The 26194-nt window shown below is 73.2% G+C and carries 21 protein-coding genes and 1 tRNA gene; 4 read left to right on the forward strand and 18 right to left on the reverse strand.

The window, feature by feature from the left end; translation table 11 throughout:
• Positions 1-141: 141 nt before the first annotated feature.
• The 7 genes from rho to OG455_RS14700 form a co-directional block, all read right to left on the reverse strand.
• The gene (gene rho, locus OG455_RS14670; protein ID WP_266293812.1) at positions 142-2244 is read right to left on the reverse strand and encodes a transcription termination factor Rho; all 2103 of its coding nucleotides are present in this window, start codon (positions 2242-2244) and stop codon (positions 142-144) included.
• A gap of 624 nt (positions 2245-2868) precedes the next feature.
• Positions 2869-3786, reverse strand: coding sequence for a homoserine kinase (gene thrB, locus OG455_RS14675; protein WP_266293814.1), 918 nt, complete (start codon positions 3784-3786; stop codon positions 2869-2871).
• Positions 3787-4231: 445 nt separating this feature from the next.
• Positions 4232-5323: a threonine synthase gene (thrC, locus tag OG455_RS14680; protein ID WP_266293816.1), complete on the reverse strand. Its 1092-nt coding sequence runs from the start codon at positions 5321-5323 to the stop codon at positions 4232-4234.
• A 5-nt stretch (positions 5324-5328) separates the two neighbouring features.
• Positions 5329-6621, reverse strand: coding sequence for a homoserine dehydrogenase (locus tag OG455_RS14685; protein ID WP_266293818.1), 1293 nt, complete (start codon positions 6619-6621; stop codon positions 5329-5331).
• 126 nt (positions 6622-6747) lie between these two features.
• Positions 6748-8142 (reverse strand): diaminopimelate decarboxylase, encoded by a 1395-nt coding sequence (gene lysA / locus OG455_RS14690; protein ID WP_266293820.1) that lies wholly within the window; start codon positions 8140-8142, stop codon positions 6748-6750.
• Positions 8143-8204: 62 nt separating this feature from the next.
• A complete protein-coding gene (argS, locus tag OG455_RS14695; protein ID WP_266293822.1) occupies positions 8205-9869 on the reverse strand; it encodes an arginine--tRNA ligase in 1665 nt (554 codons plus the stop codon).
• A 116-nt stretch (positions 9870-9985) separates the two neighbouring features.
• Positions 9986-10420, reverse strand: coding sequence for a response regulator (locus OG455_RS14700; protein ID WP_266300780.1), 435 nt, complete (start codon positions 10418-10420; stop codon positions 9986-9988).
• A 194-nt stretch (positions 10421-10614) separates the two neighbouring features.
• Between OG455_RS14700 and OG455_RS14705 the strand changes: the two genes are divergently transcribed.
• A tRNA-Arg gene (locus OG455_RS14705) sits at positions 10615-10686 on the forward strand.
• Positions 10687-10814: 128 nt separating this feature from the next.
• Here the strand turns inward: OG455_RS14705 and OG455_RS14710 are convergent.
• Positions 10815-11276 (reverse strand): hypothetical protein, encoded by a 462-nt coding sequence (locus OG455_RS14710; RefSeq protein ID WP_266293824.1) that lies wholly within the window; start codon positions 11274-11276, stop codon positions 10815-10817.
• A gap of 66 nt (positions 11277-11342) precedes the next feature.
• On the reverse strand, positions 11343-11978 hold the full coding sequence (locus OG455_RS14715; protein WP_266293826.1) for a hypothetical protein: 636 nt from the start codon (positions 11976-11978) through the stop codon (positions 11343-11345).
• A 127-nt stretch (positions 11979-12105) separates the two neighbouring features.
• Here OG455_RS14715 and OG455_RS14720 point away from each other — a divergent pair, with 127 nt between their 5' ends.
• Positions 12106-12864, forward strand: a complete 759-nt coding sequence (locus OG455_RS14720; RefSeq protein ID WP_266293828.1) for a GntR family transcriptional regulator — start codon at positions 12106-12108, stop codon at positions 12862-12864.
• Positions 12765-13187 carry a hypothetical protein gene (locus OG455_RS14725; RefSeq protein ID WP_266300781.1) on the forward strand — a complete coding sequence of 141 codons (423 nt, stop codon included), beginning with the start codon at positions 12765-12767 and terminating at the stop codon, positions 13185-13187. Before OG455_RS14720 ends, OG455_RS14725 begins: the two co-directional genes overlap by 100 nt.
• Before the next feature lie 324 nt (positions 13188-13511).
• Here OG455_RS14725 and OG455_RS14730 read toward each other — a convergent pair whose 3' ends face one another.
• The 3 genes from OG455_RS14730 to OG455_RS14740 all read right to left on the reverse strand — a co-directional run bounded on the left by OG455_RS14730 (position 13512) and on the right by OG455_RS14740 (position 18443).
• A complete protein-coding gene (locus OG455_RS14730; protein ID WP_266293829.1) occupies positions 13512-14582 on the reverse strand; it encodes a serine protease in 1071 nt (356 codons plus the stop codon).
• A gap of 295 nt (positions 14583-14877) precedes the next feature.
• A complete protein-coding gene (locus OG455_RS14735; protein ID WP_266300782.1) occupies positions 14878-16290 on the reverse strand; it encodes an MFS transporter in 1413 nt (470 codons plus the stop codon).
• Between the two features lie 407 nt (positions 16291-16697).
• Positions 16698-18443 carry a DUF885 domain-containing protein gene (locus tag OG455_RS14740; protein WP_266293830.1) on the reverse strand — a complete coding sequence of 582 codons (1746 nt, stop codon included), beginning with the start codon at positions 18441-18443 and terminating at the stop codon, positions 16698-16700.
• A gap of 268 nt (positions 18444-18711) precedes the next feature.
• Here OG455_RS14740 and OG455_RS14745 point away from each other — a divergent pair, with 268 nt between their 5' ends.
• Complete coding sequence (locus OG455_RS14745; protein ID WP_266293831.1) at positions 18712-19497, forward strand: TetR/AcrR family transcriptional regulator; 786 nt, start codon at positions 18712-18714, stop codon at positions 19495-19497.
• 59 nt (positions 19498-19556) lie between these two features.
• Here OG455_RS14745 and OG455_RS14750 read toward each other — a convergent pair whose 3' ends face one another.
• The 6 genes from OG455_RS14750 to OG455_RS14775 all read right to left on the reverse strand — a co-directional run bounded on the left by OG455_RS14750 (position 19557) and on the right by OG455_RS14775 (position 26131).
• Positions 19557-20408, reverse strand: a complete 852-nt coding sequence (locus OG455_RS14750; RefSeq protein WP_266293832.1) for a fumarylacetoacetate hydrolase family protein — start codon at positions 20406-20408, stop codon at positions 19557-19559.
• Between the two features lie 157 nt (positions 20409-20565).
• Positions 20566-21771, reverse strand: a complete 1206-nt coding sequence (locus OG455_RS14755) for a serine/threonine-protein kinase (protein ID WP_266293834.1) — start codon at positions 21769-21771, stop codon at positions 20566-20568.
• Positions 21772-21801: 30 nt separating this feature from the next.
• A complete protein-coding gene (locus tag OG455_RS14760) occupies positions 21802-22995 on the reverse strand; it encodes a serine/threonine-protein kinase (RefSeq protein WP_266293836.1) in 1194 nt (397 codons plus the stop codon).
• Between the two features lie 125 nt (positions 22996-23120).
• Entirely contained in the window at positions 23121-23873 is a 753-nt protein-coding gene (locus OG455_RS14765) for an amino acid ABC transporter ATP-binding protein (protein WP_266300783.1), read from the reverse strand.
• A gap of 8 nt (positions 23874-23881) precedes the next feature.
• A complete protein-coding gene (locus tag OG455_RS14770; protein ID WP_266293838.1) occupies positions 23882-24814 on the reverse strand; it encodes an ABC transporter substrate-binding protein in 933 nt (310 codons plus the stop codon).
• A gap of 147 nt (positions 24815-24961) precedes the next feature.
• Entirely contained in the window at positions 24962-26131 is a 1170-nt protein-coding gene (locus OG455_RS14775) for an LLM class flavin-dependent oxidoreductase (RefSeq protein ID WP_266293839.1), read from the reverse strand.
• Between the last annotated feature and the right edge of the window lie 63 nt (positions 26132-26194).

A 26194-nucleotide genomic window follows, 5' to 3' on the forward strand; every position in this document is an offset into this window, starting at 1 on the left:
GGTTTGCGAAACGGCCACGTCCACTCACTCCGCTGCCGGTCCCCCCTGCCGGTCACTCGGCCGCCGTCCCCCCGCACGCGGGAACGCCGCGGGCGGCCACCGGAATCCGATGGCCGCCCGCGGCGGTGCTCCGAGGACCCGTCAGTCGCCCGACCCCGGCGTGGTCTTGGCGATCTGCATCAGGAACTCGGCGTTGGACTTGGTCTGCTTCATCTTGTCCAGCAGCAGCTCGATCGCCTGCTGCGAGTCGAGCGCGTGCAGCACCCGGCGCAGCTTCCAGGTGATCGCCAGCTCCTCGCTGCCGAGCAGGATCTCCTCCTTGCGGGTGCTGGACGCGTCCACGTCCACCGCGGGGAAGATCCGCTTGTCGGCGAGCTTGCGGTCCAGGCGCAGCTCCATGTTGCCGGTGCCCTTGAACTCCTCGAAGACCACCTCGTCGGCCCGGGAGCCGGTCTCCACCAGCGCGGTGGCGAGGATGGTCAGCGAGCCGCCGTTCTCGATGTTGCGCGCGGCGCCGAAGAACTTCTTCGGCGGGTAGAGCGCGGTCGAGTCGACACCACCGGACAGGATGCGGCCGGAGGCGGGCGCGGCCAGGTTGTAGGCACGGCCCAGGCGGGTGATCGAGTCGAGCAGGATCACCACGTCGTGGCCCAGCTCCACCAGGCGCTTGGCGCGCTCGATGGCCAGCTCCGCGACCACGGTGTGGTCCTCGGCCGGACGGTCGAAGGTCGAGGAGATGACCTCGCCCTTGACCGAGCGCTGCATGTCGGTGACCTCTTCCGGACGCTCGTCGACCAGGACGACCATCAGGTGGCACTCGGGGTTGTTGCGGGTGATCGCGTTGGCGATCGCCTGCATGATCATCGTCTTGCCGGTCTTCGGCGGGGCGACGATCAGACCGCGCTGGCCCTTGCCGATCGGCGACACCAGGTCGATGATCCGGGTGGTCAGCACGCCCGGGTCGGTCTCCAGGCGCAGCCGCTCCTGCGGGTAGAGCGGGGTGAGCTTGCCGAACTCGGGGCGGTTGCGGCCGCTCTCCGGGTCCATGCCGTTCACCGAGTCCAGCCGCACCATGGCGTTGAACTTCTCGCGGCGCTCGCCGTCCTTGGGCTGGCGCACCGCACCGGTGATCGCGTCACCCTTGCGCAGGCCGTTCTTGCGGACCTGGGCGAGCGAGACGTAGACGTCGTTGTTGCCCGGCAGGTAGCCGGAGGTCCGCACGAAGGCGTAGTTGTCCAGGATGTCCAGGATGCCCGCGACCGGGATCAGCACGTCGTCGTCGCCGACCTGCGGCTCGGCCACGGCGCCCTCGAAGCCGTCGCGGCGCCCGCGCCGGTTGCGGTCGCGGTAGCGGCCACGGCGGCCGCGGCGGCCGTCGCCGAACTCGTCGTCGTCGTAGCCGCCCTGCTGGGCCGCGGCGGGCTGCTGGACCGGGGCGGCGGCGGGCTGCTGCTGGGCCGCGGCGGGCTGCTGGGTGGCCGGCTGGCCGCCCTCACGGCGGTCGGCGCGGTCCCGGCGGTTGCGCCGGTCGCGGCGCGACTCACGGCCGTCACCCTCGGCCTCGGCCACCTCGGGGCGCTGCTCCGCGCCCTCGCGGCGGTCGCGGCGGTCGCGGCGGTCGCGGCGGCCCTCACGCTGGTCGTCGCGGCCCTCGGCGGTGCGGGGCTGCTCGGCGGCGCGAGCCTCGGCCTTGGCCTCGGCGGCGGGCGCGGCCTGCTCGGCGACGCTCGAAGCCGTGGAGACCGGAGCGGCGGCGGGAGCCTCCGCGGCGGCCGGGGCGGTGGGGGCGCCGGCGGCGGAGGTGGCCCGGCGGCGGCCGCGCTCGGCGCGCGCCGGAGCGGCGGCCTCGGGAGCGGCCTGGCCCGGGATCTCGATCTGCGCCGGGGTCTCGGTGGCGGCCGCGGTGGCGGCGGCCCGGGTGCGCCTGGCCGGCTTCTCGGCCGGCTCGGCGGCGGGGGCGCTCTCCTTGGCGGCCGTCTTGGCCGGCGCCGGGGCACCGGCGGAGGCGAGCAGCGGGTCCCCGCCGCTCTTCTCCTTGATGGCCTCGATGAGCTGGCTCTTGCGCATCCGGCCGGTGCCGCTGATGCCGAGCGTCGAGGCGAGCTTCTGCAGCTCGGCCAGGACGAGACCGTCAAGGCCTGCGGCAGCGGTACGGCGGCGCTTGGCCGGCGCCGCCGGGGCGGCGGGGGTGTCCGTCGCATCGGCGTCCGGGCGCGCGCCCATCAGATCGGTGGTGTCGCTCACTAAGGGTCCTTCCCTGGAGCGGACGTCGGCCTGTCTGGCTCGGCGACCGGTTGTGCTGTCTGACCTGTGCTCTGCTGTGCGCAGGTCCGAGGCGGTGCTCCCGCCACCACGGCGGAGCCGCTGGGGGGAGAGGTGCGAAGTGCGGTGCACGAAGCACGGTGGAGCGAAATGGCGCGGCGGGCGGTTGGAAAAGCACCGCATGCCGACCGCTGCCTGCGAATCCCGGGCCCCCGTCGCGTGACGGTCTCCGGCGCTCCCGCCCGTCCGGGCCTCAGCTGGAGGCCGGCCTGGGCGGGTGGGGGTCAGGATCCGACACGGCTTCGGGACGCGGCCGCAATCGCGCAGGCAGGCTGCGTACGCGCTGTGGCGGGCTCCCGGAGAATCGTGGTCCCCGACAACGTCTTGATCCCGCACGAGCGGGCTCAGAAGAGGGGGACGCGGTGCACCGGGCCCCACGGGGCGCCTGATGCAGCATTGAGGTTAACACTACCGACCCCCTCACACATTCCCCAGCCTCGCACTTGCCAATCGTGTCCGTCCCGAACGCCGCCGTCCGGCCAGTTGGGCGCACGGCCGTGCGGTCGCCGGACGGGTCGGCACCGTCGGACCGACCTGCGGCAACGGTCATCCGTCCAACGGCAGGACGCCCGCTCCGTCACGGTCGAGCCGCAGCCGGTGGGCGGCGAACGACTCCCCCGCGAACGTGAGCAGCTTGTCGGCGCCGGCCTCGTCGGTCAGCGCGAGCACGGTCGGACCCGCGCCGGAGATGACCGCGGGGACGCCCTCCGAGCGCAGCGCGGCCACCAGGGCCGCGCTGTCGGGCATCGCGGCGGCGCGGTAGTCCTGGTGGAGCCGGTCCTCGGTGGCGGGCAGCAGCAGCTCGGGGCGCCTGGTCAGCGCCTCCACGAGCAGCGCGGAGCGGCCGGCGTTGGCGGCCGCGTCGGCCAGCGGGACGGTCTTCGGCAGCAGGCCGCGGGCGGTCTCGGTGAGCACCTCGGTGGCCGGGACGAAGACCACCGGGACCACCTCGGCGGCCGGGTCGAGGCGGACCGCCCTGGCGCGGTCCTCGTCGGTCCAGGCGATGGTGAAGCCGCCGGCCAGACAGGCTGCGACGTTGTCCGGGTGGCCCTCCAGCTCGGAGGCGAGGGCCAGCACCGCGGCGTCGTCCAGGGCGGCCGGGCCGCCGATGGTGACCGCGCGGGCGGCCACGATGCCCGCGCAGATCGCGGCCGAGGAGGAGCCCAGGCCGCGCCCGTGCGGTATCCGGTTGGCGCAGACCACTTCGAGGCCACGGGGCTGCCCGCCGAGCCGGTCGAAGGCCGCGCGCATCGCGCGGACCACCAGGTGGCGCTCGTCGCGGGCCAGCGTCTCGGCGCCCTCTCCCGCGATGTCCACGGTCAGTCCGGAGTCGGCGACCCGGACCACGATGTCGTCGTACAGGCCGAGGGCGAGTCCGAAGGCGTCGAAGCCCGGGCCCAGGTTGGCGCTGGTCGCGGGGACCCGCACCCGGACGGCGGCGGCACGGAACGCGGGACCGGCCATGCGGTGGACTCTCCTGGGGAGTGAGGCAGGCCCGTCGGCGGGCCCTGCGGTGGTACGGCGGCGGGGGTGTCAGTGCGCTGCGCGCGGCTCAGGCCCGCCCCGCGGGGGAACGGCCCAGCCCTTGGCATGTGCCACACCGCCGGGGTTCAGCGTATCGAAGAGAGGTTCCACAGCGGTACACCCCGCTCCCTCCCGATCGACCGTGTTGCAGGTAATGGCCGGAATCCGGCCGGAATCAGCCTCGCGACGAGGCATCGTCAGGACATCACCAGGACATCACCAGGGCATCGCGAGGACTTCGCAAACAACAACGAATGCGACAGCGGGGCAGTTACTCACCCGTCGCGACGCGCTTGCCGCCGACGCGGCGGACGGGCCGTCCCCGAGGGGGATCGGCCCGTCCGGCCCGGCCCGGCGGCGGCTGCCGACCGGATGCGACGGGGCGTCAGTCCAACAGGCCGAGCTGCTGCGCGGCCGCCTCGGCGCTGACCGGGACCACCTGCGGCTGCGGCGCGCCGGCCACCGCCCAGTCCGGGTCCTTGAGCCCGTTGCCGGTCACCGTGCAGACGATCCGCTGGCCCGGGTCGACCAGTCCGGCCTCCGCCTTGGCCAGCAGGCCGGCCACGCTGGCAGCCGACGAGGGCTCCACGAAGACGCCCTCCCGCGCCGCCAACAGGCGGTAGGCGGAGAGGATCTGACGGTCGGTCACCTTGTCGATGAGACCGCCGGACTCGTCCCGCGCGGCCTCGGCGAAGGCCCAGGAGGCCGGGTTGCCGATCCGGATCGCGGTGGCGATGGTCTGCGGCTTGAGCACCGGGGCACCGTCCACGATCGGGGCCGAGCCGGCGGCCTGGAACCCCCACATCCGAGGTGTGCGGGTGGCCAGGCCGTCCGCCGCGTACTCGCGGTAGCCCTTCCAGTAGGCGGTGATGTTGCCCGCGTTGCCCACCGGCAGGACGTGGATGTCGGGGGCGTCGCCGAGCATGTCGACGATCTCGAAGGCGGCCGTCTTCTGACCCTCGATGCGCACCGGGTTGACCGAGTTCACCAGCGCGACCGGGTAGTTCTCGGACAGTTCACGCGCGAGGGTGAGGCAGTCGTCGAAGTTGCCGTCCACCTGGAGGATCTTCGAGCCGTGCACCAGGGCCTGGCCCATCTTGCCCAGCGCGATCTTGCCCTGCGGGACCAGCACCGCGCAGACCAGGCCGGCCCGCACCGCGTAGGCGGCGGCCGAGGCCGAGGTGTTGCCGGTGGAAGCGCAGATCACCGCCTGGGCACCGTCGCCCTTGGCCTTGGACATCGCCATCGTCATGCCCCGGTCCTTGAAGGAGCCGGTCGGGTTGGCGCCCTCGACCTTGAGGTAGACGTCGCAGCCGGTCCTCTCGGAGAGCACCTGGGCGGGGACCAGGGGCGTGCCACCCTCCAGCAGGGTGACCACGGGCGTGCTCGCGTCCACCGGGAGGCGGTCGCGGTACTCCTCGATGATCCCGCGCCACTGGTGGGTCCGGCCGCCGACCTTGTCAATCACAGCGTTCATTGCCGTCATTCCCCTTCAACCCGCATGATGCTGGCCACATCCCGCACGCTGTCCAGCGCGCGGAGCTTGTCCACGGTCGCCGACAGGGCGGCGTCGGTGGCCCGGTGGGTCACCACGACCAGCGAGGCGTCACCCTCGCGGCCCTGCTGGCGGACCGTGTCGATGGAGACCCCGTGCTCGGCGAAGACCGAGGCGACCTGCGCCAGCACGCCCGCGCGGTCGTCCACGTCCAGGCTGACGTGGTAGCGGGTGATCACCTGGTCCATCGGCTTGGCCGGCAGCCGGGTGTAGACCGAGTCGCCCGGTCCGGTGGCGCCGTTGAGCTTGTTGCGGCAGACCGCGACCAGGTCGCCCAGCACCGCCGAGGCGGTCGGCGCACCGCCGGCGCCCGGGCCGTAGAACATCAGCCGGCCGGCCGCCTCGGCCTCGACGAAGACCGCGTTGTAGGCCTCGCGGACGCTCGCCAGCGGGTGGCTGAGCGGGATCATCGCCGGGTGCACCCGGGCGGTGACCGACTCGCCGTCCGCGGCCCGCTCGCAGATCGCCAGCAGTTTGACCACGCAGCCCATCGCCTTGGCGCTGGCGATGTCGGCGGCGGTGACCTCGGTGAGGCCCTCGCGGTAGACGTCGGCGGCGGTGACCTTGGTGTGGAAGGCGATGCCGGCCAGGATCGCGGCCTTGGCGGCGGCGTCGAAGCCCTCGACGTCAGCGGTCGGATCGGCTTCGGCGTAGCCGAGCGCGGTGGCCTCCTCCAGCGCCTCCGAGTAGCCGGCGCCGGTGCTGTCCATCTTGTCGAGGATGAAGTTGGTGGTGCCGTTGACGATGCCCAGCACCCGGTTGACCCGGTCGCCCGCCAGCGACTCGCGCAGCGGGCGGATCAGCGGGATCGCGCCGGCCACGGCGGCCTCGTAGTACAGGTCCACCCCGGCCGCGGCGGCGGCCGCGTGCAGCTCGGCGCCGTCCTGGGCGAGCAGCGCCTTGTTGGCGCTGACCACCGACGCACCGTGCTCGAAGGCGGTGAGGAGCAGGTTCTTCGAGGGCTCGATCCCGCCGACCACCTCGATCACCACGTCGATGTCGCCGCGCTCGACCAGCGCCTCCGCGTCGGTGGTGAGCAGGTGCTCGGGAACGCCCGGGCGGGGCCGCCCGGCCCGGCGGACCGCGATGCCGACGAGCTCGACCGGCGCGCCGATCCGCGCGGCGAGGTCGGCGGCGTCCGTCGTCATGATGCGCGCCACCTCGGAGCCCACCACACCACAGCCCAGCAACGCCACCTTCAGCGGCCGCGTACGCATCATCCGACTCCGCTCATCCATCTCGTTCCCGGCGGCATTTCGGCGAGCCGACGGGTTTTGGCTTGTTCCAGTCTCGGGGACGATTCGGAAAGATCTACGGGCGTCTCAAGATTCGAGACCAGATTTCCGTCATCCGATATCGAGGCGCAGGAGATCCTCTTCCGTCTCGCGCCGCACGATCACCCGGGCGGCACCCTCCGCGACCGCCACCACCGGCGGCCGCAGGGCGTGGTTGTAGTTGCTCGCCATCGAGCGGCAGTAGGCACCGGTGGCGGGCACCGCGATCAGGTCGCCGGGCGCCAGGTCGGCGGGCAGGAAGGCGTTCTTCACCACGATGTCGCCCGACTCGCAGTGCTTGCCGACCACCCGGGCCAGCATCGGCCCGGCCGTGCTGCGCCGGGAGACCAGGGCCACCGAGTACTCGGCGTCGTACAGCGCGGTGCGGATGTTGTCGGACATCCCGCCGTCCACGCTGACGTAGGTGCGCAGGCCCGGCAGCGGCTTGACGGTGCCCACCTCGTAGAGCGTGAACGCGGTCGGGCCCACGATCGCCCGGCCCGGCTCGACGCTCAGGCGCGGCACGGCGAGGCGCCGCTCCGCGCACTCGCGGCGCACGATCCCGGCCAGCGCGGTGGCGATCTCGGCCGGCTCGCGCGGGTCGTCCTCGCTGGTGTAGGCGATGCCCAGGCCGCCGCCCAGGTCGATCTCGGGCAGCTCGACGCCGTGCTCGTCGCGGATCTCGGCCAGCAGGCCGACCACCCGGCGGGCGGCCACCTCGAAGCCGGCGGTGTCGAAGATCTGCGAGCCGATGTGCGAGTGCAGGCCGCGCAGTTCCAGGCTGCCGGCGTGGCCCAGCACCTCGCGCACGGCCTGCGCGGCGGCGCCCTGCCCGAGCGAGAAGCCGAACTTCTGGTCCTCGTGCGCGGTGGCGATGAACTCGTGGGTGTGCGCCTCGACGCCCACCGTCACCCGGACCAGCACCGGCTGGCGCACGCCCTGGCGCTCGGCGATCGCGGCCAGCCGCTCGATCTCGGCGGCGGAGTCGAGCACGATGTGCCCCACGCCGGCCTTGACCGCCTGCTCCAGCTCCGCGGCGGACTTGTTGTTCCCGTGCAGCGCGATCCGCTCCGGCGGCATCCCGGCGGCCAGCGCCACCGCGAGCTCTCCCGGGCTGCAGACGTCGAGGTTGAGCCCCTCCTCGTGCAGCCAGCGGACCACCGCCTTGGAGAGGAAGGCCTTGCCCGCGTAGTAGACGTCCGCCCCGCCGCCGAAGGCCTCGTGCCAGGCCCTGGCCCTGGCCCGGAAGTCGGCCTCGTCCAGCACGTAGGCCGGGGTGCCGAACTCGGCGGCCAGCTCGGTGACCGGGATGCCGCCGACCGTGGCGGTGCCGTCCGCGTCCCGGGTGACCGTCCTGGACCAGATCTTGGGGTCCAGCGCGTTCAGGTCTCCCGGCGGCGCCAGGTAGTGGCCTTCGGGCAGCACGTCGCCGTGCCGGGGGCCTGCGGGGTGGGCGGAGCGGCTCATCTGCGGCGCTCTCTCTCGTGGCGGTGCGCGGGTGCCGGGCGGCGGCACCCGCGCGGCGGGTGCTACATCCGCTCGGGGGCGGAGACGCCGAGCAGGGCCAGGCCGTTGGCGACGACGGTGCGGGTCGCGTCGGCGAGCCAGAGGCGGGCGTGCGTCAGGTCGGTGACCTCTTCGTCGCCCTTGGGCAGGATCTGGCAGTTGTCGTAGAAGCGGTGGTACTTCCGGGCCACGTCCTCCTCCAGGTACCGGGCGACGTGGTGCGGCTCGCGCAGCTCACCGGCCTTGGCCACGATCCGCGGGAAGTCGGCGAGCGCGCCGAGCAGGTCGGACTCCCACTCGGAGGCGAGCAGCTCCGGCTTGAAGTCGGCGGCCGCGGCCTTGGTGATGCCCATCGACTCGGCCTTGCGGGTCACCCCGCACATCCGGGTGTGCGCGTACTGGATGTAGAAGACCGGGTTCTCGTTGGTCTGGCTGGTCAGCACGTTGATGTCGAGCGTGATGGTGGAGTCGGTGGAGGAGCGCGCCAGCGTGTACCGGGCGGCGTCCACGCCGATCCACTCGACCACGTCGTCGATGGTGATGATGTTGCCGGCCCGCTTGGACATGCGGACCTCCTCACCATCGCGCAGCATCTTGACGAACTGGCCGATCTTGACCTCGATGTTGCGGTTCATGTCGTCGCCCGCGCAGGCCGCGATGGCCTTCAGCCGGTTGACGTAGCCGTGGTGGTCGGCGCCCAGCATGTAGACGCTGACCTCGGAACCGCGATCGCGCTTGGAGAGGTAGTAGGCGGCGTCGGCGGCGAAGTACGTCGTCTCGCCGTCGGCCTTGATCAGCACCCGGTCCTTGTCGTCACCGAAGTCGGTGGTGCGCAGCCAGATCGCGCCGTCCTGGTCGAAGACGTGTCCCTGCTCGCGCAGCCGCTCGATCGCCTTCTCCACCGCGCCGGAGTCGTGCAGCGACTTCTCGGAGAACCAGGTGTCGAAGTGGGTGCCGAACTCGTCCATCGACCGCTTGATCTCGGCCACCATCAGCTGCAGGCCGTGCGCCCGGAAGGCCTGGAGCTGCTCCTCCGCGGGCAGTTCCAGGATGCCGGGGACGCTCTCGGTGATCGCCTTGGCGATGTCGGCGATGTACTCGCCGACGTAGCCGTCGGCCGGTACCTCGCGGCCGTTCGCGGCGGCCTGCAGGGAGGCGGCGAACTTGGAGATCTGCACGCCGGCGTCGTTCAGGTAGTACTCGGTGGTGACGTCCGCGCCGGTCGCCTTGAGGATCCGCGCCAGCGAGTCGCCGACGGCCGCCCAGCGCACGCCGCCGATGTGGATCGGACCGGTCGGGTTGGCGGAGACGAACTCCAGGTTGATCTTCAGGCCCTTGAGCGCCTCGTTGCGGCCGTACGCCTGGCCTGCCTCGACGATGGCGCGGGCCAGCTCGCCCTGGGTGGCGGCGTCCAGCGTGATGTTGAGGAAGCCGGGCCCCGCGATGTCGACCTTGGCGACGCCCGGCAGCTCGCGCAGGCGCGCGGCGACCAGCTCGGCGACCGCGCGGGGCGGCTTGCCGGCCGGCTTGGCGAGTTGGAGCGCCACATTGGTGGCGTAGTCGCCGTGGTCGCGGTTCTTGGGTCGCTCGACCGTCACCGTCTCGGGGACGTCGACGGACAGCTCGCCCGCCTCGACGGCGGCGCGCACGGCGACCTGGACTGCGTGGGAGAGCTCTGCGGGTGTCACGCGCCCAAGCCTAGGCGAGAGCAGGTACCCGCCCGCCACTCGGTTTGCCGGTTGAGATCCGCGGGTCGGCCGAGTCGCGTCCGGTCGGGTCCCGTTCGGTCGAGTCGTGTTCGCCGTCAGCGAACGTCGCCGCCGCCGAAGGTCAACCCGCCGTTCCGCCCGTGGCCCCCCTGCTCCCCGTGCTCCTTGATGGCCAGCAGCCTGCGCACCAGCGCGACCAGGTCCGCCGGGTCGAACGGCTTGCCGAGGTACCCGTCCACCCCGACCGACTCACCCCGGCGCAGGTCCGCCGGCGTGCAGGCGCTCACGATCGCGATCGGCAGCCGCGCCGTCTGCTCCTCGGCCCGCAACCGCGCCGCCGTCCGCAGCCCGTCCAGCCGCGGCATCATCACGTCCAGCGTCACCACGTCCGGCCGCACCCGCCGGACCACCTCCAGGCACTCGGCACCGTCCGCCGCGGTCACCACCTCGAAGCCCTCCAGCTCCAGGTTGACCCTGATCAACCGGCGGATCACCTCGCTGTCGTCCACCACGAGGATCCGCCCGGACACGTCTTCCGACACCCCACGAGATTACGGCGGCACGGTGGCGCGCGTCCGGCCTTTGGACACTTCGGACCGAGCGGGGGGGTGGGGGCCGGCTCCACCCCGCTTCCGGGAAACCCCTGCACGGAGCACGCCGCCGACCTGGTAACGTTCTTCCCGTCGCAGCGATGCGGCGAGCAACACCAAGCAGGACATGGCAGGCCCCCGTAGCTCAGGGGATAGAGCACCGCCCTCCGGAGGCGGGTGCGTAGGTTCGAATCCTACCGGGGGCACTTCGCGAGAAGTGCTGAACGAGGCCCAGGTCAACCGACCTGGGCCTTCGTCATGTTCCGGTCCGGTGGCGCGGGTCGGCCCCGGGCGCTCCACGCTCTCCGCAGCCTCGCCAGGTGCTGATGCCCTGTCAGTTCTGGCGCCTGCCCCTGTTCCGCCGGTCGCGGGCACGGCGTTCGGCACCGCGCTCGCGGCGGGCCTGGAGCTCGGCGTAGCGGCGGCCGTGCAGGCAGTCGACCGCACCGGAGAGGAAGACACCGGGCGCGAGGAGGACCACGCAGAGCAGGTAGAGCAGCACCAGCAGGCCCGCCGGATGCCGGACCAGCCCGCTGGAGTGACGGCGCGGCCCGGCCAGCGGCAGCGCCCGGCGCAGGAAGGCCAGCCGGAACCCCTCGGCGGTGGCGAGCACCCCGAAGGCCAGGACGCCCCAGAACACGGCGCCGAAGTGCCGGGCGCCCGGGTTGTCCCAGAGGAGCAGCCGGTAGAGCAGCACGTACGGGACGACGGTGCCGGCGAGCAGCGCGAAGGTGAGCAGCCGCCCGACCTGGTAGTTGACGCCCCGCGCGGCGGGGGCACTGCGGGGTGTGGGCATGGGGTGCTTCCTCGTCGGGCAGGGGAACGGGCGACGGCGATGGTACGCGGGACGCCGGAAAGGGGGTCAGGCGGCGCGGGGAAGGCCGGTTTCGGCAGCCAGGTCGACGAACGAGCACTGTCGAAGGACACGCACCATCTGCGTCGCGAGCACCCAGCGGGCACGCGGCTCACGGGAGGCGGCGATCACCTCGGCGGCAGCCACCGGGGCGGGCACGCCGGGGCGGTAGAGGCTGCCGTACACGGCGCGAGTCCCGAACTCCCGTGCCCGCACGGCCACGCAGCCGCCCCGCAGGTGCGGGCAGCGCCGGGCGGCGGTCCGCGCGCAGGCGAGGCAGACCGGCGGATGGGTGGCGGCCATGCCCTCGGGCCAGCCGGGCCAGTCGGCGCGGTCGTCCTTGAGCAGCCAGAGGACGCCCTCGTCCGTACGACTGGCCGGCCCGCCGCAGACCTGGCAGAGCAGCGCCCGCATCGCCCGGCGCTGTCGCCCGAAGTGGACCCGCCCGAAGTCGGGCCTGCCCTGGCCACGGGCGTGGGTCATCCGGGCCCAGAGGACGCCGTCCGCGTCGCGGTCGTGGGGGACCTCGTCGCGGTAGGCGATGCCGCCGGCGGGGTGGGCGACGACGTCGAAGCGGGCGTACTGCTCCTCGCTCCAGGCGGTGATGTAGGGGACGACGCCAGGTCGCGTTGCAGCCTCAACCATCAGGACCTCCAGACTCGATGCGGCTTCTCTAGAGAAGCCAACTTGTCTAGAGATGTCAATCACCCGCGAGTGGCCATCTCCGCCCGCCGCGCGGTCCTACGATGTCCGGAGATCACCGAGGAGAGTCATGGCCGCCACTGGCGAGAAGCAGCCCAAGTACCGCAAGATCGCCAACGCACTCAGGACCGCCATCGAGTCCGGCCAGTACCGCGCGGGGGAACGCCTTCCGGGCGAGAACGAGCTGATGGAGACATACGGGGTCGCCCGGATGACAGCCCGTCAAGCGCTCGGACTGCTCCAGACCGAAGGCCTCGCCGAAGCGCGAAAGGGCTCCGGCGTGTTCGTTCGGGAGTTCCTCATCCGCATCGGGCGCCGGAGCATCCAGCGCCTTGCCGAGGATCAGTGGGGATCGGGCCGGTCGATCTGGTCGGCGGACGTGGAGAACCGGGCGCTGGTGGTCGACCAGGTCGCGGTCACCGAGCAGGGCGCACCGGAGCTCATCGCCGGGGTGCTGGGTATGGAGCCGGGTGAGCCGACGTGCGTCCGGCACCGGCGCTTCGTGCTGGACGGCAAGCCGGTGCTGCTCTCCACCTCCTACCTGCCGGCGTCGCTGGTCGCGGGCACGGCGATCACGCGGCCGGACACCGGGCCGGGCGGCAGCTACGCCCGCCTCGCCGAGATCGGCGCCAAGCCGGTGCACTTCCGCGAGGAGATCCGCTCCAGGATGCCCACCCAGGACGAGAGCGAACGGCTGGAGCTGGGCGCGGGCACACCTGTGGTCCTGGTCTGCCGGACCGCGTACGCCGCAGGAGGTCGGGCGGTCGAGGTCAACGAAATGGTGCTCGACGCGGCGTCCTATGTGCTGGAGTACGACTTCGACGCGTAAATTCCACCGTGGAGGGTCTGTTGAGCAGTTGCTTCGGCCTGGTCGAGCGCCTCACCGGCGTCTACAAGAACATGACCCGGGGGGTGGTCGCGCTGGTCTTCCGTTGCCGCCCGGTGGGCGGTGCGGTGCGGACGTCCGACGAGTCGACGGCCGTACGGTGGCTCACCGAGCAGGACGTGCGCACGCACCTGCACGAGGTCTACGGGGTCCGCCTGCTCGACGCCCTGGCCGCTACCGGTTCGACTGCCCCTCGGGTCCGGGCCCACGACGGGCGGGTGCTGATCGATGAGCGGCGCGGCCGTCTGACAGACGGCCAGAAATAGGACGAGACCGGGCCTGTGCCAGCTTCCCGGGGCATGAGCAGTGCCTGCCGCGCCTCTCAGCCTCGCCAGCCATCGGGCAGCCGGTAGAACGTCGTCGGCAGGACTCCAGCGTGGCCCGCTTTGAAGCGGGTGGGACGCAGCCGACGATCCCGACGTTGGAGAGGCTCGCCGCGGCCCTGGGACTGCGGCTGGTCGTGCGGATGGACAGCGACGAACCACTCCGATCCGACACCGGCGCCATGAGCGCTTGACGAGGCGCGGCAGGCAGCGGCACGACACAGGGCCTGGGCCGTTCGGCCCAGGCCCTGGTGCCTCGGGCGCCCGCTAGCCCGACTGCGACACCGCCAGCTGGAACAGGTTCCCGATCGTGCTGTCGAAGTACGCGCTGTACGAGGTGTCCGGGGAGTTGCCGCCCTGCTGGTAGCCGCCGATGATGCCGATCAGGTCGCCGTTGGCGGTGTTGATCCAGGGGCCGCCGCTGGTGCCGCCCGGGAAGGCGGGGCAGTCGATGCGGCGCTGGTAGGCGGACTGCTGGGTGGTGGCGTTGGAGCAGAGGATCGGGACGTCGGCCGAGCTGGCGTAGCCGTAGAGCCGGACGGTGGCGGTGAAGGACTCGTTGAGGCCCAGCGGGTTGCCGCCGACCACGTCCTGGATCTGCCTTCCGTTCAGCGGGGCGACCTGGAGGATGGCGAAGTCCTGGTCGGGGTCCTGGCTCTGCTTCCAGCCGTTGGTGCTGTAGATCTGGGTCACCTGCCAGACGCCGTAGGGGGTCTGGCCGCTGCGGAACGCGGGGGCGAAGACCAGGCCGCTGGTGCTGCTGACACAGTGGGCGGCGGTGACCAGCAGGTTGCGGGTGGGGCTCTGCACCACGCTCGCCGTGCAGAAGTGGTTGCCGGGGGTGGCGCTCCCGCTGAACAGGGCGCCGACCCGGTCGGTCTCCGGCCCGGCGGGGGCGGTGGCGGTGGTGGGGGCCGAGCGGGTCGCGTCGCCCGAGCCGTCGGTGCCGTCCGAGCCGTCACCGCTGCCGGTGGTCGCGGTGGGCGCGGGGACGGCGGTGTCGCTGGGCGCGGCCGTCGGTGAGGGTGTCAGGGAAGCCGTCGGGGAGGTGGCGGCCGGCGGGGGCAGCTGGGCCACCGGGGCGGCGGTGGGGGCCGGCGGGCCGACCGGGGCGACGGTGGTGGGCGAGGGGGACGAGGACGGCGCGGCGGGGGACTGCGTGGCCTTGGCCGCCGCGACGACGGCCGCGGCTCGGGTGGAGGCGGCCGCCCGGGAGGTGACCAGACTGACGCAGGCGATGGCGATCACCATGGCGGTGGTGAGGGAGAGCACCAGGACCAGCGGACGGTTGACGGGACGACTCTTCTGCCTGCGGTGGCCGCGCTGCTGACTTGTCATCAGGACGGTTTCTCCTGCCCGCGATCGGCGGCCTCGGACGGGCCGGCTGGTCGACGCCCGCGACGGGGAGTCTCGACTACCTGATGACTATTACCCGCCTCACTGGAAAGGTGATGATCCTCGACTGAGAGCCGCGTGAGAATCCACCGCCCGGCGCAGGGCGGGCGGTGGGATCGAGGCCGGGGAACATCATGGCCGACGGTTCGTGGCGGGAGAAGCCCCGGAGCCGCACCATTCAGGACAACCGACTTCAGGACAACCGGCCTCAGGACAACCGGCCTCAGGGCATCCGGCCTCAGGCCGCGGCCCGCACCGACGCCTCCTCGTCCTCCCCGGCCGCCTCACCCGGGCTCGGCCGGTGGTTGACCATGAAGAAGGCCAGCACCGCCGCGAAGAGCAGGATGCCGAGCGCCACCGTGGTGGCCACCGTGTAGCCGTGCACGTTCGCGGTGTTCTGCACCGCGCGGCTGCTCGCGTCCCGGCCGACCAGGTAGGTGGTGGTGGCGGTGGCCGCGATCGTGTTGAGCAGTGCGGTGCCGATCGAGCCGCCGACCTGCTGGGCGGAGTTGATGGTGGCCGAGGCCGCGCCGGTCTCGCGCGGGGCGACGCCGAGGGTGGCCAGGCTCATCGAGGGCATGAAGACCATGCCCATGCCCACGCCGAGCAGGATCTCCGAGGGCAGCACCGTGGTCGCGTACGCGCTGCCCACCTTGAGCTGGGTGATCCAGGCCATCCCGGCGGCGGCCAGCAGCAGGCCCGGCACGATCAGGTTGCGCGAGGGCACCCGGTTCATCAGCCGGGCGGCGAGCCCGGTGGAGCTCAGGATGATCGCGCCCGTCATCGGCAGGAAGGCGACGCCCGTCATCAGTGGCGAGAAGCCCTTGATCTCCTGGAGGTAGTAGGTCAGGAAGAGGAAGAGGCCGAAGAGGCCGATCACGGAGAGTCCGACCGAGAGCGCCGCGCCGCCCCGGTTCCGGTCGCCGACGATGTGCAGCGGCAGCAGCGGATGGTCGGTGCGCCGCTCGGCGAAGACGAAGGTGGCCAGCAGCGCCACGCCCAGGGCCAGGCAGGAGAGCACCAGCCAGTCCGTCCAACCGCGCGACTCGGCCTCCGAGGTGCCGTAGACGATCGCCAGCAGGCCGCCGCAACCGAGCACCGCGCCCGGCAGGTCGAGGGGGATCCGCGAGCCCTTGGCGATGAAGTCGCGGTGCAGCAGGCGCGTCGCGGCGAAGGCCGCGCCCAGCGCGATCGGCACGTTGACGAACAGGCACCAGCGCCAGTCCAGGTACTCGGTGAGCACTCCGCCCGCGATGAAGCCGATGGCGCTGCCGCCGCCCGCGATCGCGCCGAAGATGCCGAAGGCGGTGGCCCGCTCCTTGGCCTGGGTGAAGGTGGTGGAGAGCAGGCCCAGGGCCGAGGGGGCCAGCAGCGCGCCGAAGGCACCCTGCAGGGCGCGGGAGGCGAAGAGCATGTCACCGGAGACCGAGGCGCCGCCGAGCGCGGAGGCGGCGGCGAAGCCGAGCAGTCCGATGATGAAGGTGCGCTTGCGGCCGTAGAGGTCCCCGATCCGGCCGCCGAGCAGCAGCAGGCCGCCGAACGCCAGGGTGTACGCGGTGATCACCCACTGCCGGTCGCCGTTGGAGATGCCCAGGTCCTGCTGGGCGGATGGCAGGGCGATGTTCACGATCGTGATGTCGAGGACGATCATCAGCTGTGCGACGGCGATCACGGCCAGCGCCCGCCAGCGGCGGGGGTCCGGCACCGGGTCGGTCAGGGCGGTTTGCGCGGACACGGGAGCACCCTTCCGGACGGGGGTGCCGTCGGCGTGCGCGGACGGCACTCCTCTCCAGCGAAGCCCTCGGCCGGGGGTGGGGCAAGCAGGATCCGTGACAAAACCGGATAAAAGGTGATCTTTTAGGCAAGCTTTACCCTTTGGTCAAGCTTTGACCGCCGAGCTTGACCGCCGAGCTTGACCGCCGAGCTTCGACCGCTGTGCCCTAACCGCCGAGCTATGACCACGGCGGTGCTCACGCCCTGTCGGCGTGCTGCTCGCGCCCCGTCAGCGTGCGGGGCGCGAGCGTCACCGCTCCGGGGAGGCCGCGGCTCCCGGGCGCGTCACAGCTGCGCGAGCACCTCGACCAGGTCGTCCAGCCCGAGCGAGCCCTGCGAGAGCGCCGCCATGTGCCAGGCCTTGAGGTCGAACTCCTCACCGCGCGCCTCGTGCGCCGCCCGCGCCGCCGCCCGGCCGCGCAGCCAGGCGCGCTCGCCGAGCTTGTAGCCGATCGCCTGGCCGGGCATGCCGAGGTAGCGGACCAGCTCGCTGTCCAGGGTCTCGACGGCCAGCCCGCAGTAGGCGCCGAAGAACGCGCGGCCCAGCTCCGGGGTCATCGCCTCGCCCGGGTGGAACGGCGAGTCGGCCGGGAAGTCCAGGCCCACGTGCATGCCGATGTCCAGGATCACCCGCAGCGCCCGCAGCATCTGGGCGTTGAGGTAGCCGAGCCGGTGGCCGGGGTCGGTCAGGTAGCCGAGCTCGTCCATCAGCCGCTCGGCGTAGAGCGCCCAGCCCTCCAGGTTGGCGCTCACCCCGCCCAGGCTGACCTGGTAGGTGGAGAGGCTGCCCGCCACGTAGTTCCACTGCGCGAGCTGCAGGTGGTGGCCGGGGACGCCCTCGTGGTACCAGGTGCTGACCAGGTCCCAGGTCGGGAAGGTCTCCCGGCCCATCACCGGCAGCCAGGTCCGGCCGGGGCGGCTGAAGTCCAGCGAGGGGGCCGAGTAGTACGGCGCGCTGGCGGTGCCGGCGGGGGCGAGCTTGGACTCGACCCGGGTGATCGGCTCGGCCAGGTCGAAGTGGGCGCCCTGCAGGTCGCGGATCGCCTGGTCCATCAGGCCCTGCAGGTACTCGCGGGCCTTCTCGGCACCGGCGATCGAGGGGCCCTCGGTGTCCAGCCAGCGCATCGCCTGCATCGGCGTGCTGCCGGGCAGCACCTTCTCGGCCTCGACGGCCATCTGCGCGGCCAGGTCGTGGAACTCCGTCCAGGCCCAGCGGTAGGCCTCGTCCAGGTCCAGGTCGGCGCCGTTCCAGTAGCGCGCCCAGCGCAGGTAGCGCTCGCGGCCGATCGCGTCGGGGGTGCCGGCCGCGGCGGGGCCGTAGACCTCGGCCAGCCAGTCCCGCAGCAGGGCCAGCTCGGCGGAGGCGGCCAGCGCGTGCCCGGTCAGCTCGGCGCGCAGGCCCTCGGGGGCCGGGGTGACCAGGGCGCCGAACCAGCCGGCCGCCCGGCCCGCCTCGTCGGCCGCCTCGTCCGGGGCCAGCCACTCGGCGAGCTGCCCGATCACCGTCTCGACCTGACGCGGCGCGGAGAACAGGCTCTGCTCGACCCCGGCGGCCAAGGTGGCCCGGTACTGCTGGACGGCCAGCGGGAACCGGGCCAGCCGGCGGCCCAGGCTCGCCCAGTCCGCCTCGGTCTCGGTGGGCAGCAGGGTGAAGACCTCGCGGGTGTTGTGCAGCGGCGAGCCGAGGTTGCGCACCGCGCGCAGGTCCTCGCCGGCCTCGTGCACGGCCAGCTCGGCGGTCAGCCGCTCGCGCAGCAGCCGGGCGCAGCGCTGCTCGGCCTCGGGATCGGCGGCGGTGGCGAGGAGGTCGGCGGCCTCGGCCTGGTCGAGCTCGGCCAGCGTGCGGCGGGCGAGGTCGGCGACGGCGGTGTGGCCGGCCGGGGAGAGGTCGGGGAGGTGGTCGTCCTCCGGGTTGAGGCCGAGGTAGACCGCGGTCAGCGGGTCGAGGTCGGCAAGAGCCTGGACGTACGCGTCCGCAATGGTGCGCGGCGTGCGGCCGTCGGCGGCGACGGGGTTCGGTTCGGAAGCCATTCGGACATCTTTTCGCAGCCCGGACGCTTTGCAACACCCTTTCCGGAACCGGGCCCGCGGGATCGGCGGCGGGCCCGGCCGCACCGTGCCGGGCGACCGACGGGCGGGCGACGGGCGGGCGGCACCGGCGATCACCGGGCGGGCACCGCACTGGGCGATGTGGCGGGCACCGCGCGAGGCGCCCCCGCCGTGAACGCCGGGGCCGGCGGCGCGAACCGGGCCCGCACGCGGGGTTCCGTCGGCGCGGTTGCGCACTACGCTGACCGCCATGAACGCCACCGAGCCGGCCGCGCCCAGCCCATCGCCCGCCGCCGGTCCGGTCACCGGGCCCGCCCGGGGCCCCGCCGAGCGGCCCCGGCGGGCCGGCTACCGGCGGCTGCCGGTGCAGCAGCGCCGCGAGCAGCTGATCGCGGTGGCCCTGGAGCTCTTCAGCGCCCGCCCGCCGGACGAGGTGAGCCTGGACGACGTGGCCGAGGCCTCCGGCGCCTCCCGCCCGCTGGTCTACCGCTACTTCGCCGGCGGCAAGCAGCAGCTCTACGAGGCGGCGCTGAGCAGCGCGGCCGAGGAGCTGATCAGCCGCTTCACCGTGCCGCCGCGCGGCACCCCGACCGAGCAGCTGGGCTCGGTGCTCGACGGCTACTTCTCCTTCGTCGCGGAGCACGACGCCGGCTACGGCGCGCTGCTGCGCGGCGGCTCGGTGGTGGAGACGGCGCGGACCGGCGCGATCGTCGACAAGGTGCGCCGGGCCGCGCTGCGCCGCACCCTGCGCTACATGGGCGTGGCCGAACCGGGGCCGCGGCTCACCCTGCTGGTGCGCTCCTGGATCTCGGTGGTCGAGGCCTCCTCGCTCAGCTGGCTGGACGAGGGCCGGCAGATCCCGCCCGCCCAGCTGCGCGACTGGCTGGTGGACGAGTTCGTGGCGATGTGCGCGGCCACCGCGGCCCATGACCCGCAGAGCGCCCAGGTGCTGGCCGACCTGCTGGCGCTGGAGGCACCGGACGGGCGCGCCGCGGCGCTGCTGGCCCGCCTCGGCGCCCTGCGCACCGGGCGCTGAGGCGGGCCGGGTACCAAGGCGGGCCGGCCGCGGCCCCGCGGCCGGACGCCCCGCGGTGGTCAGGCCTTGCCCAGCACCTGCCGCTGCCGCCCGAGCCCGGCGACCTCCAGCTCCATCACGTCACCGGGCCGCAGGAAGGCGGTGCCCGGGCGGCCGCTGGTGACGCCCGCCGGGGTGCCGGTGGTGACCACGTCGCCGGGCTCCAGCACCATGAACTGGCTGATGTAGCGCAGCACCGGGTAGACCGGGAAGATCATCTCCGCGGTGTGCCCGTCCTGCCGCAGCTCGCCGTTGACCCAGAGCCTGAGCTCCAGCGCCTGCGGGTCGCCGGCCTCGTCGGGGGTGACCAGGTAGGGGCCCAGCGGGAAGAAGGTCTCGCAGCACTTGCCCTTGTCCCACTGGCCGCCGCGCTCCAGTTGGAAGGCGCGCTCGGTGACGTCGTTGGCGATCGCGTAGCCGGCGATGACGGCCGCCGCCTGCTCGTCGCTCTCCAGGTAGCGGGCCTGCCGCCCGATCACCACGGCCAGCTCGACCTCGTAGTCGGTCTTGGTGGCGCCGCGCGGCACCAGCACCTCGTCGTCCGGGCCGACCACGGTGTTGCTGGCCTTCAGGAAGAGCACCGGCTCGGTGGGTATCGCGGCACCCGCCTCGGCCGCGTGGTCGCGGTAGTTCAGCCCGACGCAGACCACCTTGCCCGGACGCGCCACCGGCGCGCCGATCCGCCGGCCGGCGAGGTCGACGACGGGCAGCTCGCCCCGCTCCACCGCGCCCGCCAGTTCGCTCACGTCCAGACCGGACAGGAAGGCCCCGTCGACGTCGGGGGTGCGCCCCGAGAGGTCGTACGCGGTGCCGTCCGGGCCGAGCACGACCGGCCGCTCGGCGCCCGGGGGGCCAACACGGAGGAGCTTCATCTGCCCATCACCACCTGTGGTGTCGCATCTGCGCGCAGCGGGCCGCACACCCGCTTGCGCCTGTGCGTCCGAGATATATCAACATTTTGTGGAACGGATCCAGGGGGTGGCCGTCGGCGAGTTCCTATCAATTCCTCCAAGTCGGCCCCGGGCCGAATCAGCTGCCCGCACGGTTGACACCGCTGAGCAGGGCGTCGAGCACCCCCGGTGGGCAGGGGCGCTCGGGGACCGGGGTGCGGGCCAGCCGGCGCTGGATGTCCTCCACGTCCGGGTGGCCCTCGCCGAGCGCGGCGGCGGCGTGCGGCAGCAGTTCGTCCAGCAGGCAGTACGACTGGTCGTGCGCGCCGGCCCTGGCCAGCAGTACCGCGAAGTCGTGGCAGCCGCGCACCGTGCGGCCGTCGCCGCGGCCGAAGGCGAGCGCGAACTGCGCGATCAGCGGCCGCAGCTGGGTCAGCGCCTCGGGTGCCCGGCCCTCGCCGGCCGCCTGGAACGCGGCGTCGGCGCGGCGTCGCAGGTCGCGCACCGCCTCGGCCACCCGCTCCAGCCGGCGGCCCACCTCGGCCGCGGCGGGCGGGCGGGCGGCGGGGTCCTTGGCCAGCAGGTCGAGCAGCAGGCGGTCCAGCTCACGCGGCAGCGCGGTCGCCGGCACCGGCGGCGCCTCCACGTGCTGGACCATCAGCGCGTAGGTGCCGGCGGCGGTGAACGGGCGTGCGCCGGTGAAGAGTTCGAAGAGCACGCAGCCCAGCGCGTAGAGGTCGCTGCGCACCGTGCCCGCCTCGCCACGCCAGCGCTCGGGGGCCAGGTACGGGGCGCTGCCGATCACCACGCCCGCGGTGGTCAGACCGCCGTCCTTGTTGTCGCCGATCTGCGCGATCCCGAAGTCCAGCACCTTGAGCAGGCGGTGGTCGGGGTCGGTGAACATGATGTTCTCCGGCTTGATGTCGCGGTGGATCACGTCGGCCGCGTGGGCGGCGGCGAGCGCGGCGCACAGCTGGCGGGCCCAGTCCAGCGCGCGCGGCAGCTCGGGGCGCTCGGTGGCCAGCACCTGCTTCAGGGTCAGGCCGTTGAGCAGTTCCATCACCAGGTAGCGGTAGCTCTCGCCGCCCTCGGCGGCCTCGCCCTGGTCGAAGATCAGGACGATGTTGGGGTGCGTCAGGCGGGCCAGCACCGCCATCTCGCGGCCGAACCTGGCCCGGTCGGTGCCGGCCTCCTGGTCCTGCCGGCCGTCCTGGTCGCGCAGCGTCTTGACCGCCACCTGCCGTCCGACCCGCTGGTCGTAGGCCTCCCAGACCACCCCGAAGCCGCCGCGGCCCAGCTCGCCGACCAGTCGGTAGCGCTCCCCCAGCAGATCGCCGGCTCTCATCTCTCCCCCAGCCTCCCCGGCTCCAGGACGTCAGTGGACGGGAAGGCCGAGCAGCATCGCCAGCTCGCCGGGGCGGGCGATGCCGCGGTGGCGTCTGCGCTCCAGGTCGCCCCGGAAGGACCACAGGTCTCGCGTCGCCTTGGCCACGTCCTCGTCCCCCGGTCCCAAGGTGGCGATCATCAGCGGCACGAGATCGCCCAACAGGCCTGCCGCTCCAGCGATATCGTCAGTCATCCCCCGCCAGATGGCAAGGTCGTAGGCGACCTGCAGGGTCTGCGGGTGGCCGGCGCCGAGGGTGCGGGCCGCGTGGGCCACCAGCGCGGTCAACTGGCGGACGGCTTCGAGGCCCTGGCCCGCCTCGCCGAAGGCCCAGGCCTGGTCGACCTGGGCCCGGATCAGACCCTCCTGGGGCGGCGGCACCAGGGCGCCGTGGTGGCCGGCCGCCACCGCGCCGATCCGGGCCGCCGCGTCGGCGGCGTCGGCCGGGCGCGCGCCGGGGTCCTTGGCCAGCAGGGCCAGGACCACCTGGTCCAGGCCCGGCGGCAGGTCGGCGCGGACCAGGCTCGGGTAGGGCACGGCGTCGTTCAGGTGGCGGTGCATCAGCTCCTGCGGCGACGCGCCGGCGTAGGGCGGGCGTCCGGCGCAGAGTTCGAAGAGGACGCAGCCCAGCGCGTAGAGGTCGGCCCGGCCGTCGGCGGGTTCCTGGCGCCACTGCTCGGGCGCCAGGTACGGGGCGTTGCCGGTTGCGGTGGCGGGTGCCAGGTGGGCGGTGCCGAAGCCGAGCAGCTTGACCCGCCCCTGGTCGGTGAGGAAGAGCCGGCTGGGCTTGATCCCCCAGTGGACCACGCCGGCCGCGTGCGCCGCCTTCAGGCCGAGGCACGCCTGCTGCAGCCAGATCAGGATGAATCCGAGGTCGGCGGGGCCGGCCGCGATCACCGTGTCGAGGGAGCGGCCGCTGAGCAGTTCCAGCACCAGCGACCGGTCGAGACGGTCCTCCACGGCCACCAGGTGCTGGTGGCCGAGCCGGCCGACCCGCTCGGCCTCGTCCAGGAACCGATCGACGGCCGGCTGCGGGGTGCTCGCGGGCGGCGGCGCCTGGTGCAGCAGGACCCGGTGGCCGTCCGTCCGGTCGAGGGCCTCGGAGCGGATCCCGGTGGCCGATCGGCCCAGTTCGCGCACCACTTGGTAGCGGCCGTCCACCGGCGGCGCCTGGAGATCTGACATGCCGATCAGCCTATCGGGACGGCGCCCTCCGCTGCCGGGCTTCGCCGCAGCGGCCCGGCAGCGGCTCGGCGAGCCCGGGGGTGGCTCGGCGTGCCCGGGGGTGGCTCGGCGAGCCCGGGGGTGGCTCAGAGCACCCTGGCCAGGAAGGCCCGGGTGCGCTCCTGCCGCGGCCGGTCCAGCACCTCGGCCGGCGGCCCCGCCTCGACAACCACCCCGCCGTCCATGAAGACCACGGTGTCGGCCACCTCCCGGGCGAAGCCGATCTCGTGGGTCACCACGATCATCGTGGTGCCGGCCCGGGCGAGGTCCTTGATCACTTCGAGGACCTCGCCGACCAGTTCGGGGTCGAGCGCCGAGGTCGGCTCGTCGAAGAGCAGCACCTTGGGCTCCAGCGCCAGCGCCCGGGCGATCGCCACCCGCTGCTGCTGGCCGCCGGAGAGCTGGCGCGGATAGGCGTCCGCCTTGTCGGCCAGCCCGACCCGGGCCAGCAGCTCCAGGGCCGAGGCGCGGGCCCGCGCCTTGGTGTGGCCCAGCGCGCCGACCGGGGCCTCGGTGACGTTCTCCAGCACGGTCAGGTGCGGGAAGAGGTTGAAGTTCTGGAAGACGTAGCCGATCCGGGTGCGCCGGCGCAGCACCTCGCGCTCGGGCAGCTCGCGCAGCCGCGCGCCGACCCGACGGTGGCCGATCAGCTCGCCGTCGACCAGCACCACGCCACGGGTCGGCTTCTCCAGGTGGTTGACGCAGCGCAGCAGCGTCGACTTGCCGGAACCGGAGGGCCCCAGCACCACCGTGACCGAGCCGGCCGGCACGCTCAGGTCCACCCCGCGCAGCACCGGCAGCGCGCCGAAGCTCTTGTGCAGGCCGGACACCTCGACCATCGCGGTGCTCACGCGTGCTCCGGCGGGCTGATCTGCGAACTCGTGACGGCCGAGCCGGCGGTGCCCCACTTGGCCAGGATCCGCTGGTAGGTGCCGTCCTTGATCAGCTGGTCGACCGCCGCCTGGAAGGCCGGGGTCAGCGGGCTGCCCTTCTTGAAGGCGAAGCCGACGTCCAGGCGGTGGAACTCGCCGAGGAACCGCGTGCCGGCGGCCGGCTGCGCGGCCTGGTAGCGCAGGCCGTTGATGGTGGACATCTCCACGTCGATCCGGCCCTGCTGCAGGCTGGTCAGGATGGCGCCGTTGTCCGAGAAGGACTGCACGGTGTAGGGCTTCTTGCCGGCATCGGTGCACAGGTGCTTCTGCGAGTTGAGCGTGCTCTCGAAGGTGGTGCCGGCGCCGGTGCCGATGGTCAGGCCGCAGAGCTGGGTCAGGTCGGTGACGGTGTTCAGCGCGGTGTTGTCCTTGCGGACCGCGAAGCCCTGGCCGTCGTCGATGTAGGTGACGAAGTCGATGGTCTTCAGCCGCGCGGTGGTGACCCCGAAGTTGCCGGTGCCCAGGTCGTACTTGCCGCTGCCGAGGGCGGGCAGGATGGTCTCGAACGCGGCGTCCTCGCGGTCCACCTTCAGACCCAGCACCCGGGCCACCGCGTCGGTGAAGTCCACGTCCAGGCCGGCCGGCCTCTTGGTCGCCGGGTCCGGGTAGTAGGCGGTGGGCGGGGTGCCGAAGGCGCTGCCGACCTTGATCGTGCCGGCCTGGCGCACGTCGGCGGGCAGCAGCGCCGCGATCGCGTCCACCTTCTGCTCCTGGGAGACCACGTCGCGGCCCGGGTCGACCCCCTGCGCGGACGGGAGGGCCTTGGCGGTGCCGCCGGCCGCTCCCCCGCAGGCGGTGAGCGCGAGCAGCGGGAGCAGGGCGGCGGCGAGGGCCTTGAGCGGTCTCACGGGGTCGGTGCCTCTCGGGTCGGGTGCGTCGGGCGCGGGGGGTGCGCCGAAAGCGGGTACGGGTGGTGCGGGGCGTTCGGGGTGTGCGGGTCCGGGTCGCGGCGCGCGGGTCCGGGTCGCGGCGGCGGGATCAGGCCTGGACCGCGATCAGGCCTGGACCGCGATCAGCTGGTGGCGGTCGCGCTCGGCGGCCGCCTCCTTGCGGGCCTGCTCGGCCGCCCGCGCGGCGTCCCGCGCGGCGACCTCGGCGCGGACGATCGGGATCACGTAGCGGCCGAAGTCGATCGCGTCGTCCAGCAGGTGGTAGCCGCGGGCGGAGAGGATGTCCACGCCCAGGTCGTAGTAGTCCAGCAGCGCCTCGGCCACCGTCTCCGGTGTCCCCACCAGGGCGTTGGAGTTGCCGGCCCCGCCGGTGGCGGCGGCGGTCGGGGTCCAGAGCGCGCGGTCGTAGCGCTCGCCGGCCTCGGCGATCGCGATCAGGCGCTGCGAGCCGGTGTTCTCCGGTGCCGCCCCGGCACCCGCGCCCCGGCGGCGCAGCGGCTCACCGGCCGAGCGGCGGGAGTTGATCCGCTCGACCGTGCGGTGCGCCTTCTCCCAGGCCAGTTCCTCGGTCGGCGCGATGATCGGCCGGAACGCCACCTGGATCCGCGGCACGTCGGTGCGCCCGGCCGCGGCGGCGGCCTGCTTGACCCGCTCGATCTGCGCCGCCGTCTCGGCCAGCGGCTCGCCCCAGAGGCAGTAGACGTCCGCCTCCGCCCCGCCGGCCGCGTACGCCGCCTCGGAGGAGCCGCCGAAGGAGACGCCGGGCCTGGGCTGCTGCACCGGGAAGACGTCGGCGACGAAGTCGTTGAACCGGTAGTACTCGCCCTCGTGGTCGAAGGCATCGTGACTGGTCCAGATCCGCTTGACGATCTGGATGTACTCGCGGGTGCGGTCGTAGCGCTGGTCCTTGGTCAGGAAGTCGCCCTCGCGCTGCTGCTCGTGGTCGTTGCCGCCGGTGATGAAGTGCACGGTGAGCCGGCCCTGGCTGATCTGGTCCAGGGTGGCGAAGGTCTTGGCGGCGAAGGTCGGGTACGAGACGTTGGGCCGGTGGGCCAGCAGGATCTGCAGGGTGTCGAGCCGGGACGCCAGGAAGGCGGCGGCCGGGGCCGGGTCGGGCGAACCGGCCCCGTAGGCGAAGAGCACCCGGTCCCAGCCGTGCTCCTCGTGCGCGCGGCCCAGGCGCAGCGTGTAGTCGCGGTCGAAGGCGGCGGTGGTGCGGGCGGTGGTCTCCGAGCCGTCACCGGTGGCGGCGATACCGAGGAACTCGACGGGCATGGCTGACTGCCTCTCAGATGATGGCGCGGCGGCGCGACCGGGCCCGCGGCAGCCCTCGGCGGC

The sequence above is a fragment of the Kitasatospora sp. NBC_01287 genome (genome assembly GCF_026340565.1).
Classification (GTDB): Bacteria; Actinomycetota; Actinomycetes; order Streptomycetales; family Streptomycetaceae; genus Kitasatospora.

Bases quoted from the DNA above. Each gene is read 5' to 3' on its own strand.
- OG455_RS14775 (WP_266293839.1), bottom strand. From the start codon at position 26,131: ATGCCCGTCGAGTTCCTCGGTATCGCCGCCACCGGTGACGGCTCGGAG.
- thrB (WP_266293814.1), bottom strand. From the start codon at position 3,786: ATGGCCGGTCCCGCGTTCCGTGCCGCCGCCGTCCGGGTGCGGGTCCCC.
- OG455_RS14720 (WP_266293828.1), top strand. From the start codon at position 12,106: ATGGCCGCCACTGGCGAGAAGCAGCCCAAGTACCGCAAGATCGCCAAC.
- OG455_RS14745 (WP_266293831.1), top strand. From the start codon at position 18,712: ATGAACGCCACCGAGCCGGCCGCGCCCAGCCCATCGCCCGCCGCCGGT.
- OG455_RS14710 (WP_266293824.1), bottom strand. From the start codon at position 11,276: ATGCCCACACCCCGCAGTGCCCCCGCCGCGCGGGGCGTCAACTACCAG.
- OG455_RS14715 (WP_266293826.1), bottom strand. From the start codon at position 11,978: ATGGTTGAGGCTGCAACGCGACCTGGCGTCGTCCCCTACATCACCGCC.
- OG455_RS14765 (WP_266300783.1), bottom strand. From the start codon at position 23,873: ATGGTCGAGGTGTCCGGCCTGCACAAGAGCTTCGGCGCGCTGCCGGTG.
- OG455_RS14685 (WP_266293818.1), bottom strand. From the start codon at position 6,621: ATGATGCGTACGCGGCCGCTGAAGGTGGCGTTGCTGGGCTGTGGTGTG.
- OG455_RS14760 (WP_266293836.1), bottom strand. From the start codon at position 22,995: ATGTCAGATCTCCAGGCGCCGCCGGTGGACGGCCGCTACCAAGTGGTG.
- OG455_RS14750 (WP_266293832.1), bottom strand. From the start codon at position 20,408: ATGAAGCTCCTCCGTGTTGGCCCCCCGGGCGCCGAGCGGCCGGTCGTG.
- lysA (WP_266293820.1), bottom strand. From the start codon at position 8,142: ATGAGCCGCTCCGCCCACCCCGCAGGCCCCCGGCACGGCGACGTGCTG.
- OG455_RS14755 (WP_266293834.1), bottom strand. From the start codon at position 21,771: ATGAGAGCCGGCGATCTGCTGGGGGAGCGCTACCGACTGGTCGGCGAG.
- OG455_RS14735 (WP_266300782.1), bottom strand. From the start codon at position 16,290: ATGATCGTCCTCGACATCACGATCGTGAACATCGCCCTGCCATCCGCC.
- OG455_RS14740 (WP_266293830.1), bottom strand. From the start codon at position 18,443: ATGGCTTCCGAACCGAACCCCGTCGCCGCCGACGGCCGCACGCCGCGC.
- thrC (WP_266293816.1), bottom strand. From the start codon at position 5,323: ATGAACGCTGTGATTGACAAGGTCGGCGGCCGGACCCACCAGTGGCGC.
- OG455_RS14730 (WP_266293829.1), bottom strand. From the start codon at position 14,582: ATGACAAGTCAGCAGCGCGGCCACCGCAGGCAGAAGAGTCGTCCCGTC.